The sequence below is a fragment of the Umezawaea sp. Da 62-37 genome, from assembly GCF_032460545.1.
Classification (GTDB): domain Bacteria; phylum Actinomycetota; class Actinomycetes; order Mycobacteriales; family Pseudonocardiaceae; genus Umezawaea.
On the sequence record NZ_CP135965.1, the window covers coordinates 1,982,838 to 1,996,695 of the forward strand.

The window sequence follows — 13,858 nt, forward strand, 5'->3', positions numbered from 1 at the left end:
CCGGAATTGTCGTACCCCCGTCGTACCGTGTGGATCGGGGGTCCTCCACAACGGGGGACCTCCGGTCGAGCGCGGCCGGTCAGCGAATGCCCTCCCACACGGCGGTTTCCCCGGCGTCGGCCCCGTCGATCAGCGTCCACTCGGTGTCGATCCTCCGCACCACGGCGTTCTCGGGCGTGTAGCGCGGCCAGCCGGGGTCGCCGTCGCGGGCGAAGCGCACCCACGCCCGGTGGACCTCGGCGGCGAGCGCGCGGGTCTCGTCGGTCGCCGTGACGCCCAGGACGCCGAAGTCGACGCGGTCCACGGCGTCGAACACGAACGGCAGCTCCAGGCCGTGGCAGGCGCCGAGCCTGCCGCCGAACGCGGGCGAGCGCCAGGCGAACTCGTAGCGCCACGTCCCGGCGGCGTGCGGGGCGTGGGCGTCGGCCATGCGCGCGGTGGGCACGCCGAACATGTAGTCGGTGCCGATCGCGGACAGCAGCTCGCCGGGGGTCCGGCCGCGGCCCGCGGCCCGGTAGGCCCCGATCACCGCGTCCGGCTCCGGGTGCAGGCGGGAGACGGCGAAGCCGAGCAGTTCCGGGGTCACCTCCGGCATGGCGGCGCCGAGGCCGACGAGGTAGAGGTTCATCTCCTCCGCGTTGTGGCCGATCAGCAGGTCGACGCCCGCCGCCGCGCCCTCGCGGACCGAGTCCACGGGCTGGTGGCGGAACAGGTCGCCGTCGAGCACCGGGCCGATCGGGGACAGCCCCATCAGCGGGTCGGCCAGGCCGTCGACGGCCAGGTTCGGCTGCTGGGCGGTGACCTTCGCCAGCGCGTCGACGAGATCGGCCTCGGACACCTCCGCGAACGCCGCCGCGGTGGCCGGGACACCGAGCACCTCGGCGACCGCGCGGGTGGTCACGGCGGCCTGCGCCGGGGTGAGCAGGTGCGACCCGCCGCCGCTCTCGCTGACCGCGCGGCGGACCAGCCCCGGCGGCATGACCGCCAGCAGGTCGCACACGCTGAGCGCGCCCGCGGACTCGCCGAACACCGTGACGTTGTCCGGGTCGCCGCCGAACGCGGCGATGTTGGCCCGCACCCACCGCAACGCGGCCAGCTGGTCGTGCAGGCCGCGGTTCTCCGGCACGCCCGGCAGCGACCCGAACCCGATGACGCCGAGCCGGTAGTTCACCGTCACCAGCACCACGCCGTCGCGGGCGAACGCGCCGCCGTCGTAGCCGAGGGTGGTGCCGGAGCCGCCGGTGAACGAGCCGCCGTGCACGAACACCATCACGGGCAGCCCGGACGCGCCGGGGTCGGGCGTCCACACGTTCGCGGTCAGGTAGTCCTCGCCGCGCACCCAGCCGGGCCCGACGATGGCCTCCAGGTCGACGCCGGGGATCCGGGTGCTGCCCTGCGGCGCGGTGGGGCCGTACTCCCCCGCGTCGCGTTCGCCGGTCAGCACCGCGACCGTCGGCAGCCCGAACCGGTCGGCGTGGGCGTAGGGGATGTCGCGGAACGCGTGGACGCCATCGCTGTGGCGGCCGCGCAGCGCGCCCTCGCCGATGCGCACGACGGTCATGTGGACTCCTTGTCGGTGGTGAAGACCTTGCCGGGGTTGAGGATGCGGTGGGGGTCGAGCGCGTCGCGCACCGCGCGGTGCATGTCCAGCACGGCGGGTCCGAGCTCGTCGCGGAGGCCGTCGCGCTTGAGCAGGCCGACGCCGTGCTCGCCGGTGACCGTGCCACCGAGGGCGAGCGCCTCGCGGACGATGTCGTCGAACGCGGCCTGCGCGCGGCGCTTCCCGTCCTCGTCACCGGGAGCGGTGAGGAGCAGCGGGTGCAGGTTGCCGTCGCCCGCGTGCGCGATGTTGGCGATCCGGGTGTCGTGCCGGACGCCGATGTCCTGGATGCGGCCGAGCATCTCCGCGACCCGGCCGACGGGGACGCAGATGTCCTCGGTGAGCACCGGCCCGAGGCGTTCCAGCGCCGGGTAGGCCAGCCGACGCGCGGCGAACAGCGCGTCGGCCTCCTCCTGGTCGGACGACCGGGCGCTCCACGTGGCGCCCGCGGCGTCGAAGCAGGCGAGCATCGCGTCCGCCTCGGCCTCCCCCGCCGCGCCGGGGGCGTCGGTGCGGCCCAGCAGCACGGTGTCCGCGTCGGCGGAGAGCCCCATGTTCTTCCACTCGTCGACGGCGGCCAGGCAGTGCCGGTCGACCAGTTCGAGCGCGGACGGCGTGAGCCCGGCGGCGGCGACCGCCTCCACGGCGCGGCCCGCGGCGACGACCGACGGGAAGTACCCGGCGACGGTCCGCTCGGGCTCGCGGCGCGGCCGCAGGCGGACGGTGATCTCGGTGATGACGCCGAGCGTGCCCTCGGAGCCGACCAGCAGCGACGTGAGGTCGTAGCCCGCGACGCCCTTGGCGGTGCGGCGGCCGAGCCGCACCAGTTCACCGGTACCGGTCACCACCTGGAGGCCGAGCACGTAGTCGCCGGTGACGCCGTACTTCACGCAGCACAGGCCGCCCGCGTTGGTGGCGACGTTGCCGCCGATGGTCGACCACGGCGAGCTGGCCGGGTCCGGCGGGTACCAGAGGTCCCGTTCGGCGCAGGCCGCGCGCAGGTCGTCGTTGACCACACCGGGTTCGACGACCGCGAGCTTCTCCAGCGGGTCGATCTCCTTGATCGCGCTCATGCCGTCGAGGGCGATCACGACGCAGCCCTCGACCGCGTTCGCGCCGCCCGACAAGCCGGTGCCCGCGCCGCGCGGAACCACCGGGACGCCGTGCCGGACGCAGTGCCGGACGACGATCTGCACCTCCTCCGCGGTGCGCGGCCGCACGACGGCCGAGGGCGTCCCGTGCGGGGCCCACTCGGCCTCGTCGTGGCGGTAGGAGCGCAGCACGTCCGGATCGACCAGCACGCGTCCCGGCGGCAGCAGCCCGACCAGTTCGTCCACGAGGTCCGTCCTCTCCGCCGGTGACCGCGATGTCCCTGATTCCGACGCTAATCCCGGCACCGGGCCTCGACAATGTGCGCACTCTCCAGTGTTGACCGGATCGAGTGGAGGGAACGTCCGGTGGCACCGTGGTCGGAGCCGTCGCCCGACGGCGCGTCGACCGGGCGGCTGGACCCGCGCGCCCGCCGGGCTGGTGGTAGGGATGTGGTCATGACACGCGCACTTGTGCTGGGCGGCGGCGGGATCGCCGGGGTCGCCTGGGAGATCGGTCTGCTCGCCGGACTCGCCGAGGGCGGTGTGGACCCCACCGGGGCGGACCTGGTCGTCGGCACGTCCGCGGGCTCGGTCGTGGCGGCGCAGATCACCAGCGGCGTCGCGCTGCCGGACCTGCTGCGGGCGCAGACCGACACCGACGCGCAGGCGCCCGAGATCGCCGCCGAGGTCGACGTGGACCGGCTCGTGGAGCTGTTCGGCGGCACCGCCGACGCGGACCCCCTGGAGGCGCGCCGCCGGATCGGCCGGGCCGCGCTGGACGCGCCAACCGTCCCCGAGGAGCGGCGGCGCGAGGTGATCGCCGCCCGGCTGCCGGTGCACACGTGGCCCCGCGACCAGGGTGCTGATCGTCGCCGTGGACGCCGGGACCGGGCACGAGCGCGTGTTCGACGCCGACAGCGGTGTGGAACTGGTCGACGCCGTCGCGGCCAGCTGCGCGGTGCCGGTGGTCTGGCCCCCGGTCACCGTCGACGGCGCCCGCTACGTCGACGGCGGGGTGCGCAGCACGGAGAACGCCGACCTCGCCACCGGGCACGAGGTCGTCCTGGTGCTCCAGGCGATGCGGGTGGAGGAGCTGGACGCCCTCGCCGGGCAGGTCGACGGGCTGCGCCGGGAGGGCGCGTCCGTCCTGGTGGTCGCCACGGACGACGCGAGCGCGGCCGCGATCGGCCCGAACCCGCTGGACCCCGCCACCAGGGAGCCCAGCGCCCGCGCGGGCCGGGAGCAGGGCCTGCGGATCGCGGCGGAGGTCGCCGCGTTCTGGGGGTGACCCCCGCCGGTACCAGCGGGAACGGCACGGGGGCGCGGCGGCGGTCCATGATGGACGGGTGACGACGACACTCGACGTGCTCGCCCGTGAGCGCTACGTCAGCCTCACCACCTACCGGAAGTCCGGCGTGGGCGTGTCGACGCCCGTGTGGCACGCGGTGGACGGCGGTGAGCTGTTCATCTGGACCTCCCCGGACAGCGGGAAGGTCAAGCGGATCAGGAACAACGGCACCGTCGCCCTGTCGCCGTGCGACCGGCGCGGACGCGTCGCCCAGGGCGCGCCGACCGTGCGCGGCACGGCCCGGCTGCTCGACTCCGCGGACACCGCCGAGGCGCGGGCGCTGCTGGCGAGCAAGTACCTCCTGGTGCGGATCGCGGAGTGGTCCACCAGGATCCTGGGCAGGCCGAAGCGGTCCGGGATCGCCATCGCGGTGCGCTGCTGACCGTTCACCCGCGGACATCGCGCCCGCCGAGGGGTTGCCCGGAGCCGGGTGCTCGTCGAGGGTGCTGGTAGTCGATCGACCCCTCGACGAGGAGGCGTCATGTACCCCGGCCACTACGCGAGGACCGAGCCCGACCAGGCCGCCGTCGTCATGTCCGACACCGGCGAGACGCTCACCTACGCGGCGCTGGAGGAGCGGTCGACCCGGCTGTCCCGGCTGCTGCACGACCGTGGCCTGCGCCGGGGCGACACCATCGCGGTCATCGCGGAGAACGGCCCGCGCTACTTCGAGGCCTACTGGGCGGCGTTGCGCAGCGGCCTGTACATCACCGCGATCAACCACCACCTCAAGCCGTCCGAGATCGCCTACATCGTCGGCGACTGCGCGGCGAAGGCGCTCGTCGTGTCCGCGGCGAAGTCCGAGCAGGCGCTGGCGATCGCCGACCGGACGCCCACCGTGGTGTGCAGGCTCGCGTTCGGCGGTCCGGTGGACGGCCACGACGACTACGAGGCCGCGCTCGCCACCGCCGAGCCGGTCCCGTTGCCGGACAACCGGGTCGGCAACGACATGCTCTACTCCTCGGGCACCACGGGCGTGCCCAAGGGCGTGCGCCCGCCGTTGCCGGAGCGCGGGATCGACGAGTGGGGCGACCCGTACGTGGCCGTGTTCGGCGGGATGTACGGCTTCGACCGCGACACGGTGTACCTGTGCCCGGCCCCGCTCTACCACGCCGCGCCGCTGCGGTTCAGCGGGTTCGTGCACGCGCTGGGCGGCACGGTCGTGGTCATGCCGGTGTTCGAGCCGCGGGCGGCGCTGGCCGCCGTCGAGGAGCACCGGATCACGCACAGCCAGTGGGTCCCGACGATGTTCGTGCGGATGCTCAAGTTGCCCGAAGAGCAGCGGAACGCGCACGACCTGTCCCACCACCGGCTCGCGATCCACGCCGCGGCGCCGTGCTCGATCGAGGTCAAGAACGCCATGATGTCCTGGTGGGGCCCGATCCTGCACGAGTACTACTCCTCCACCGAGGGCAACGGCGTCACCTTCATCAACCCCGCCGACTGGCTGGCGAAACCGGGATCGGTCGGCACGGCGGGCCTCGGCGTCCTGCACGTCTGCGACGACGAGGGCCGGGAACTCCCCGCGGGCGACATCGGCTCGGTCTACTTCGAACGCGACCGGATGCCGTTCACCTACCACAACGATCCCGCGAAGACGGCCGCCGCGCAGCACCCCGACCATCCACTGTGGACGACCACCGGCGACGTCGGGTACGTCGACGGGGACGGCTACCTGTTCCTCACCGACCGCAAGGCGTTCATGATCATCTCCGGTGGGGTCAACATCTACCCGCAGGAGATCGAGAACGTCCTGGCGCTGCACCCGAAGGTCTTCGACATCGCGGTGATCGGCGTGCCGGACGAGGAGATGGGCGAACAGGTCAAAGCGGTCGTCCAGGCCGCGCCGGGCGTGGCCACCGGTCCCGAGCTGGCGGCCGAACTGCTCGACCACGTCCGCGACCGCATCGCCCACTTCAAGGCGCCCAGGTCCGTCGACTTCGTCGCCCAGCTCCCCAGGACCCCCACCGGCAAGCTCCTCAAGGCGGAGCTGCGCGCCCAGTACCACCGACCCCAGTGACGAGGATCCCGATGCCCACCGAGACGTTCCACTTCACCGGCCGCGACGACCAGGACCTGGTCGGCTACCGCTGGGACCCGACCGGCGCGCCGGTCGCCGCGGTCCAGCTCCTGCACGGCATGGGCGAGCACGTCCTGCGCTACGAGGAGCTGGCCCGGGCCCTCACCGCGAGCGGCGTCGTCGTGTACGGCCACGACCAGCGCGGCCACGGCGCCAGCGCGCCGTCACCCGAGCGGCACGGCGTCCTCGGCCCGGACGGCTGGTCCGCGCTGGTCGAGGAGATCGGCGTGCTGAACGCCCGGATCCACGCCGAGCACCCGGACCTGCCGGTGGGCCTGGTGGCGCACAGCATGGGGTCCTTCGCCGCCCAGCAGTACCTGCTGACCGACAGCGGCGCGCTCGACGCCGTCGCGCTCACCGGCACCGCCGCCATCGACCTGCTCGAACCCGCGCTGGACCTCGACGGGCCGTTGGACCTGGCGATGTTCAACGCCGCCTTCCAGCCCGCCCGCACCGAGTACGACTGGCTCAGCCGCGACGAGGCCCAGGTCGACGCCTACGTGGCCGACCCGCTGTGCGGCTTCGGCCTGGACGGCGAGTCCACCCGCGCCATGTTCGTCGGCCTGCGCGCCACCGGCGACCCGGAACGGCTCGCCGCCATCCGCCACGACCTGCCCGTGCACCTGGCCGTGGGCGACCGGGACCCGGTCAACGGCGACCTGGCCCTGCTCCACCCGCTGGTCGACCGGCTGCGCCAGGCGGGCACGGCGGACCTGACCGTCAAGGTCTACGAGGGCGCGCGGCACGAGATCCTCAACGAGACCAACCACGAGGAGGTCACCGGAGACCTCGTGGCGTGGCTGGGCGAGAAGCTCAAACGCTGACGGGCTCGTCGGACGCGGCGGCCGTCAGCCACCGGTCGGCCGCCGCGCACACGGCGCCGCCCGCCAGCAGGAACCCGGCGGCCGCCGCGAGCAGCCGGGCCTCGTGGTAGCCGCTCGCCAGGAAGTAGCCCGCCACCGCTCCCCCGACGCCCACGGCGGCGGCCGCGGCGAGCCTGCCGAGCAGCGCCCTGGGCCAGCCCAGCCACAGCGCCGCCACCGTGATCACCAGACCGGCCGCCAGCGACACCGCGGTCGTGCCGAAGTTCACGCCGTAGCGCAGCGGCAGCGAGGGCACCAGGAACAGCACCAGGAACCAGCCGAGCGACGACGTGACCGCGCTCGTCGTCGGCCCCGCGGCGGCGACCGGCCGACCCGCCCACCAGCGGGCCCCGGCCAGCACCGCGGCGGCCGCGCCCGCCACCGGCAGCCAGTCGTCCAGGTCGCCCAGGTTGTAGAGCAGCGCCGTGTCGTACACCGCCAGCACCAGCGCGCCCATCGCGGCGACCGACACCACGAACGGCACCAGCCGCGGCGGTCCGACGGGCCCTTCCGAGAGCCTGCTGACCAGCACCGGCACGACCAGCCCGGACAGCACCCGGATCACGATGTCGTCGGTCGTGTACGGGGTCGGCAGCTCCCACTCGATCAGGCAGAACGTGACCGTGAACGACGCCGACACCGCCCACCGCGCCCGCACCGCCGTGCGGTACACCTCGGCCCCGAACCAGCGGCACACCAGCAGGTGGAGCAGCACCCCGAAGGCCAGTTCCAGCGACGACTGCGCGCGCATCACCGTCCACGGCAGCAGTTCCGGCGCCGGGAAGCGGTCGGCCGGCCATCCGAGGTCCGCCAGCGCGAACCAGCCCTCCGGCAGCAGCCGCGACAGCCGCGAGACGTCACCGCCCCACTCCCGCCGCACGTACACGGTGAACAGCACCTGGTTCACGTAGACCAGCAGCACCAGGACCAGCAGCCACGTCCCCGGGTGCCGCGCCCATCCCCGCCCCGGCCGCTCCGGCGCGCCCCCTCGGGACAGCACCACCACGCTCCAGACCGTCGCCAGGACGATGACCGCCGACAGCAAGAGCTTCTCCACCGCGGCGAGCCTAGTGCGGCGACCGCGATCCCCACCGGGTTTCGCGGTCACCGCGCCTGCGGAGAACCGCTACGAGACACCCAGGTGTCGGAATGGGATTTCCGGGGTAGTCAGACCGCACGACGTCCGAGGAACGGAGCGGCCCATGAGGGCACCCCACATGATCGCCGAACGGGCGCTCGACACCATGAAGGTCGCGGCACGGGAGCAGGTGCTCGTCGCGATGCTCGGCATCCCCCGGCTGCTCCGCCACCGCGTGTGGACCACCGTCGACACCACGCAGGGACAGGGCCTCGGCGTGCTGCTCGTGCCCGGTTTCGGGGCGAGCGACCACACCCTGACGCTGACCGGCGCGTGGCTGCGCGCCCGCGGCTACCGGCCGACCGGCGCGGGGATCGGCTTCACCGTCGGCTGCACCACGGACCTCGTCGACCGGCTCGAACGCCGCCTCGAGGAGCACGCCGAGGCCACAGGTGGGCAGGTGGTGCTGATCGGGCAGAGCCGCGGCGGTACGCTGGCCCGCCTGCTGGCCGTCCGCAGGCCCGACCTGGTCCGCGGCCTGGTCATGCTCGGCAGCCCGGTGGTCGAACCGCTCAACGCGCAGCGCGACGTCATGGCCATCGCGGGTTTCCTGGCCCGCCTGTCCACGTTCGGCGTGCCGGGCCTGATGAACGGCGACTGCTTCTCCGGCGACTGCTACCGCACCAACATCTCCGCGCTGGCCGCCCCGCTGGAGGTGCCTGCCCTGTCGGTGTACTCGCGGTCGGACGGCATCGTGCCGTGGCAGTGCAGCCTGGACCCGTACGCCGAGCACCTCGAGGTGCGCTGCACCCACACCGGCATGGCCTTCGAGCCCGCCGTCTACCGGGCGCTGGACCGGCAGCTCGTCGGGTGGGCGGACTCCCACGCCCTGGCGGCCGCCTGCTGACCACCAGGAACCACCGCGGACGTCCGCGCGTTGACAGGACAAATGACCAGACCAGTCCTGCGCTTCCACGTCCTCGGCGACTCCCTCGCGGCGGGCGTCGGCTGCACCCGTGCCGAGGAGACCATCGGCCACCGCCTCGCCCGCACCCTCCGCGCGGCGGGCCACAGCGTCGACCTGACGGTCCTCGCCGTGTCCGGCGCCCGGTCCACCGACCTCGCCGCCCAGGTCCGCACGTCGCTGAGCAGGGGCGTCGACCTGGCGCTCATCGTCATCGGCGCCAACGACCTCACGTCGTTCATGCCCACCGGTGTCGGCACCGGCCTGCTGCACGACGCCGTCTCCTCGCTGCGCGGGGCCGGGGCGCGGGTCGTCGTGGCCCCCGCTCCCGACCTCGGCGTGGTGTCGCACGTGCCGCCCGCGTTCCGGGCGCTGGTGTCCTCGGTCAGCGGTCAGTACGCGCAGGCGCAGAGCGCGGCCGTGCTGAAGGCGGGAGGGGTGGTGGCGTCGATGGGGGCCGACCTGGCGGGCCGCTTCGCGACCGACCTGAGCCTCTTCTCCGCCGACCGCTTCCACCCCTCGCCCGCCGGGTACGCGCTGATGGCCGACGCGCTGGAGCCGTACCTGAAGGACGCGGCCTGACCGGACCGTCCACCGGGGACCAGCCGCCTAGCTCGGGTGCAGCCCGATCCCCATCACCTCGCCGCCGTGGTGCAACGGCGTGGGCGACAGGTCCGTGTCATCCTCACCGGACTCCAGCAGCGTCGCCGCCGCGCCCACGATCCGCGTGTCCGGCATCCCGACGACCTCGTCGTCGCGGTCCGCGTAGTCGTACCGGACCAGCAGGCTGCGCATGGCCTCCAACCGGGCCCGCTTCTTGTCGTTGCTCTTCACCACCGTCCACGGCGCCTTCGCCGTGTCGGTCTCGCGGAACATCGCGACCTTGGCCGACGTGTAGTCGTCCCACTTGTCCAGCGACTCCAGGTCCATCGGGCTGAGCTTCCACTGGCGCACCGGGTCCACCTGGCGGATGACGAACCGGGTGCGCTGCTCGTCCTGCGACACCGAGAACCAGAACTTCACCAGCAGCACGCCGTCGTCGACCAGCATGTGCTCGAACGCGGGCGCCTGCACCAGGAAGCGGTCGTACTCCTCGTCCGAGCAGAACCCCATGACCCGCTCGACCCCGGCGCGGTTGTACCAGGAGCGGTCGAACATGACCATCTCGCCCGCGGAGGGCAGGTGCTCGACGTAGCGCTGGAAGTACCACTGCGTGCTCTCGCGCTCGGACGGCTTCTCCAGGGCGACGACGTGCGCGCCGCGCGGGTTGAGGTGCTCGGTGAACCGCTTGATCGTGCCGCCCTTGCCCGCCGCGTCGCGCCCCTCGAACACGACGACCAGCCGCTGCCCGGTGTCCTTGATCCAGTACTGGAGCTTGAGCAGTTCGATCTGCAGCAGCCGCTTCTCGCGGTCGTACTCCTCGCGCGACATCCGCTCGTCGTACGGGTAGTTCTGCCGCCAGGTGTCGACGGGGGTGCCGTCCCGGTGCAGCAGAACGGGATCGTCCTGGTCGCTGTCGTCGACCTTGAACTCGGCGAGCAAGCTGGGCACGTCGGACAAAGGGCGCATACCGACGTTGTTACCCCGCCCCGCCGCCGGTTATGCCACTTCGGCGGTGGCGGCGCGCCTCACCGCGGCGGGCTGGCGACGACCACAACGTGTCACCCGATAAGGTGAAACATCCTGCTTGATCAACTTCACTGAAGGGTGTGCAGCATGGCCATCACCGCCGACCTGGACAAGAAGCTCGACAAGGCCTACGAGAACCTCACCGTCGCCGAGGTCCTCGACGCCCCCGTCGCCGCCCTGTCGGGTGTCACCGAGGACGACGCCGCGAAGCTCGACGCCGCGTTCGGCATCAAGACCGTGCGCGACCTGGGCACCAACAAGTACTTCAAGCTCGCGGCCGCGCTCTCCGACCTGGGCACCGCCGCCAAGTGACGTGCTGAGCGCCGGATGGGGGTCGTGACCGCTCCGACCTCCGCCCGGCCGCTCGCCCGGCGCACAGGCCCCGCCCGTGCAACGCACAGGACGGGCACAGCGGCGGTCGGGAACGTGGTCCTCAGCAGAGCCGACCACGAGGAGCACCCGATGACGACCACCGAGCAGTTCGCCCCGCCCGCGCCCCAGCAGCAGCCGAAGGCCCCGCAGTCGAAGGTCCGCAAGGGGATCATCGCCGCGGCCGTCGCGCTCGTCATCGCCGGTGGCGGTGGCGCCGCCGTCTGGGCCTCGTCCGGTTCGGACGCGTCGTCGGCGATCGGCCAGGCACCGGGCGGCATGGGACCGGGTGGGACCGGCGGTCCGGGCGGCGCGAACGACGTGCTGTCGAGCGTGGCGCACGGCGAGATGCAGACCGGCACCGTCACCGCGATCACCGACACGTCCATGACCGCGGCCAGCACGGACGGGTACACCAGGACCTACGTCATCGACTCGGCCACCGTGTTCGCCGCCGCGACGGCGCCGGGCGCGACCGCGGGCACCGGCGCCGGGACCGCCGCCGACATCGCCGAGGGCGACACCGTCACCGTCGTGGCCACCACCTCCGGCGACACCGCGACGGCCGTGCGGGTCTCCGAGACCCCCTGACGTACGTACGCTCGTGGGGTGAGGACACGACCTACTCTCAGCTGGGCGTCCACCGGGGCGCCCCTGCCCAGGACGACCGACCTCGACGAGGTGGCGCGGACCCTCGCGCGCGGACGGGTGGTCGTGCTCAGCGGCGCCGGGCTGTCGACCGAGTCGGGCATCCCGGACTACCGCGGCGCGGAGGGCAGCCTGCGCAGGCACACGCCGATGACCTACGAGGAGTTCACCGGCGACCCGGAGGGCCGTCGGCGGTACTGGGCGCGCAGCCACCTCGGCTGGCGCACGATCGCCCGCGCCCGGCCGAACGACGGCCACCGCGCCGTCACCGCCCTGCACGCCGGTGGCCACCTGTCCGGGATCATCACCCAGAACGTCGACGGCCTGCACCAGGCCGCGGGCGCGCCGGACGTGGTGGAGCTGCACGGCAGCCTGGACCGGGTGATCTGCCTGGACTGCGGGCGGACGAGCGACCGCGAGACCCTCGACCGCAGGCTGCGGGCCGCGAACCCGGCGTTCGAGGGCACCGCGACCCGGATCAACCCCGACGGCGACGTGGAACTGCCCGACGACGTGGTGCGCACCTTCGCGCTCGTCCCGTGCGTCGACTGCTCCGGCGTGCTGAAGCCGGACGTCGTGTTCTTCGGCGAGAACGTCCCTCGGCCGCGCGTGGAGCAGTGCTACCGGCTCGTGGACGACGCCGACGCCGTGCTCGTGCTGGGGTCCTCGTTGACCGTCATGTCCGGGCTGCGGTTCGTCCGGCACGCCGCCAAGACCGGCAAGCAGGTGCTCATCGTGAACCGCGGCGAGACCCGTGGCGACTCCTGCGCGACCGTGCGGGTGGACCTGCCGCTGGGCCAGGCGCTGACCGACCTGACCCGGCGGCTCGGGGTCGGGCGACCGGACGGTCCGGTCACCGCAGCCGGGTGACCGGGAGCCGTCCGCGTCCGGGTCAGACCGGCACGGCGTCCAGGGCGGGCACGACGTCGAGCGCGGACTCGGCCGCGTCGAGCCTCCCGGCCACCTGCTCGCGGGACTCGCCGACGGCGATGGCGAACGCGATGCGGCCCCACACCGTGCCCTTCGGCGGCGGCGAGACGACGGTGCCGGGCTGCGCGACGACGACCACCTTGTCGAGCCCTTCGGGGAGCGCCGACTCGTCGAACCCGAGCGACCCCAACGTGGTGTCCTCCTCCTCGACGTAGAAGAAGCGGATGCCCGCGACCCGGTTCACCGAGGGCGTGAGGTCGGCTTCCGCGCCGGTGGCCGCGGCCGCGGCGGCGAGGCCGGGGTCGATGCCGGTGGCGAGCAGGCCGAGGTAGGGGATCATGTCGCCGCCGAGCCGCCCGTTGACCTCGATGACCTTCGGGCCGTCGGCGGTGAGCATGAACTCCGAGTGGGTGATGCCGTCGGTGAAGCCCAGCGCCTCGTGGGTCTCCCGCAGGACCGCCAGCAGCGCGGGGTCGGTCAGCAGCGGGTCGGCGGCGTCGACGAAGTGGCCGATCTCCTCGGCGTAGGGCGGGTAGCCGACGACCTTGCGGCCGACGAACAGCGGCGTCACCCTCCCCCCGCTCACGACGGAGTCGACGCTGATCTCCTCGCCCGACACGAACTCCTCGACCAGGATCGGCTGGTCGGTGTCGAACACCACCGGCTCGGGTCCGCGCGCGCCCTCGGTGAAGGCGAAGTTCGCGCGGACCTCGGCCTCGTTCCCGACCTTGATCACGCCGAGGCTGGCCCCGAGGCCGCGGGGCTTGAGGATGGCCGGGTAGCCGACGACGGCCGCGGCGTCGACCGCGTCCTGCACGGTCTTCACCGGGATCGACCTCGGCTGGGCCACACCCGCCGCGTCCAGCGCGGCGCGGGTCTGCCCCTTGTCCCGCAGGCGCCAGACGACGGACGGGTCGCCGTTGCGGACACCGAGCGCCCCCGCCACGAACGCCGCCGCGTGGATGCGGACCTCGTCCCAGCACAGCACGCCCGCGACCGGGTCGGTGGCGTGCAGTTCCAGCGCGGCGGCCGCCATCGCGGGCCCGTCGGTCGTGCTGGGCAGGACGGTCCACCCCGCGATGTGCTCCCTCTCCCACTCGGGCTCGGCCGACAGGAACAGGTGCACGCGGTAGCGGGCGCCGATCGACCGCAGCAGGTACTCGCGGTAGGGCCTCATGCCGGTGCCGATCAGCACCAGCAGCGGACGTTCGGCGGGGGTGGGAGCCGTCATGGCCAGAACCTCAATCTCGGGTGGGGC

14 protein-coding genes and 1 pseudogene are annotated in these 13,858 nt (G+C 73.3%); 10 read left to right on the forward strand and 5 right to left on the reverse strand.

Features of this window, described 5'->3' with window-relative positions:
• Positions 1–79 precede the first annotated feature (79 nt).
• Together RM788_RS08480 and RM788_RS08485 are read right to left on the reverse strand one after the other, a co-directional pair.
• Positions 80–1,561 carry a carboxylesterase/lipase family protein gene (locus tag RM788_RS08480; protein ID WP_315931007.1) on the reverse strand — a complete coding sequence of 494 codons (1,482 nt, stop codon included), beginning with the start codon at positions 1,559–1,561 and terminating at the stop codon, positions 80–82.
• A complete protein-coding gene (locus RM788_RS08485; RefSeq protein ID WP_315931008.1) occupies positions 1,558–2,937 on the reverse strand; it encodes an FAD-binding oxidoreductase in 1,380 nt (459 codons plus the stop codon). The genes RM788_RS08480 and RM788_RS08485 overlap by 4 nt, the downstream gene beginning before the upstream one ends.
• A gap of 210 nt (positions 2,938–3,147) precedes the next feature.
• On the opposite strand from RM788_RS08485, the pseudogene RM788_RS52920 reads away from it, so the two are divergent.
• The 5 genes and pseudogenes from RM788_RS52920 to RM788_RS08505 all read left to right on the forward strand — a co-directional run.
• Positions 3,148–3,309 (forward strand): annotated as a pseudogene (locus RM788_RS52920) (patatin-like phospholipase family protein); the annotation flags it as partial.
• A gap of 241 nt (positions 3,310–3,550) precedes the next feature.
• Positions 3,551–3,979 (forward strand): patatin-like phospholipase family protein, encoded by a 429-nt coding sequence (locus RM788_RS08490; RefSeq protein WP_315931009.1) that lies wholly within the window; start codon positions 3,551–3,553, stop codon positions 3,977–3,979.
• Between the two features lie 58 nt (positions 3,980–4,037).
• Positions 4,038–4,421: a PPOX class F420-dependent oxidoreductase gene (locus tag RM788_RS08495; RefSeq protein ID WP_315931010.1), complete on the forward strand. Its 384-nt coding sequence runs from the start codon at positions 4,038–4,040 to the stop codon at positions 4,419–4,421.
• A gap of 99 nt (positions 4,422–4,520) precedes the next feature.
• Positions 4,521–6,059, forward strand: a complete 1,539-nt coding sequence (locus RM788_RS08500; RefSeq protein ID WP_315931011.1) for an acyl-CoA synthetase — start codon at positions 4,521–4,523, stop codon at positions 6,057–6,059.
• Positions 6,060–6,070: 11 nt separating this feature from the next.
• On the forward strand, positions 6,071–6,943 hold the full coding sequence (locus RM788_RS08505) for an alpha/beta fold hydrolase (RefSeq protein WP_315931012.1): 873 nt from the start codon (positions 6,071–6,073) through the stop codon (positions 6,941–6,943).
• On the opposite strand, the gene RM788_RS08510 is transcribed toward RM788_RS08505, so the two are convergent.
• Positions 6,933–8,039, reverse strand: coding sequence for a hypothetical protein (locus tag RM788_RS08510; RefSeq protein ID WP_315931013.1), 1,107 nt, complete (start codon positions 8,037–8,039; stop codon positions 6,933–6,935). The genes RM788_RS08505 and RM788_RS08510 overlap by 11 nt on opposite strands.
• 145 nt (positions 8,040–8,184) lie before the next feature.
• Here RM788_RS08510 and RM788_RS08515 point away from each other — a divergent pair, with 145 nt between their 5' ends.
• Together RM788_RS08515 and RM788_RS08520 are read left to right on the forward strand one after the other, a co-directional pair.
• Positions 8,185–8,967 carry an alpha/beta fold hydrolase gene (locus RM788_RS08515; protein WP_315931014.1) on the forward strand — a complete coding sequence of 261 codons (783 nt, stop codon included), beginning with the start codon at positions 8,185–8,187 and terminating at the stop codon, positions 8,965–8,967.
• A 42-nt stretch (positions 8,968–9,009) separates the two neighbouring features.
• Complete coding sequence (locus RM788_RS08520; protein WP_315931015.1) at positions 9,010–9,606, forward strand: SGNH/GDSL hydrolase family protein; 597 nt, start codon at positions 9,010–9,012, stop codon at positions 9,604–9,606.
• A 27-nt stretch (positions 9,607–9,633) separates the two neighbouring features.
• On the opposite strand, the gene ppk2 is transcribed toward RM788_RS08520, so the two are convergent.
• Positions 9,634–10,593 (reverse strand): polyphosphate kinase 2, encoded by a 960-nt coding sequence (gene ppk2, locus RM788_RS08525; protein ID WP_315931016.1) that lies wholly within the window; start codon positions 10,591–10,593, stop codon positions 9,634–9,636.
• Between the two features lie 147 nt (positions 10,594–10,740).
• Between ppk2 and RM788_RS08530 the strand changes: the two genes are divergently transcribed.
• From RM788_RS08530 to RM788_RS08540, 3 genes are all read left to right on the forward strand, one after another.
• Complete coding sequence (locus RM788_RS08530; RefSeq protein ID WP_315931017.1) at positions 10,741–10,965, forward strand: hypothetical protein; 225 nt, start codon at positions 10,741–10,743, stop codon at positions 10,963–10,965.
• 150 nt (positions 10,966–11,115) lie between these two features.
• On the forward strand, positions 11,116–11,613 hold the full coding sequence (locus RM788_RS08535; protein ID WP_315931018.1) for a hypothetical protein: 498 nt from the start codon (positions 11,116–11,118) through the stop codon (positions 11,611–11,613).
• Positions 11,614–11,631: 18 nt separating this feature from the next.
• Positions 11,632–12,540, forward strand: coding sequence for an NAD-dependent protein deacetylase (locus RM788_RS08540; protein ID WP_315931019.1), 909 nt, complete (start codon positions 11,632–11,634; stop codon positions 12,538–12,540).
• 22 nt (positions 12,541–12,562) lie between these two features.
• Here RM788_RS08540 and RM788_RS08545 read toward each other — a convergent pair whose 3' ends face one another.
• Positions 12,563–13,831, reverse strand: a complete 1,269-nt coding sequence (locus tag RM788_RS08545; protein WP_315931020.1) for an ATP-grasp domain-containing protein — start codon at positions 13,829–13,831, stop codon at positions 12,563–12,565.
• Positions 13,832–13,858 lie beyond the last annotated feature (27 nt).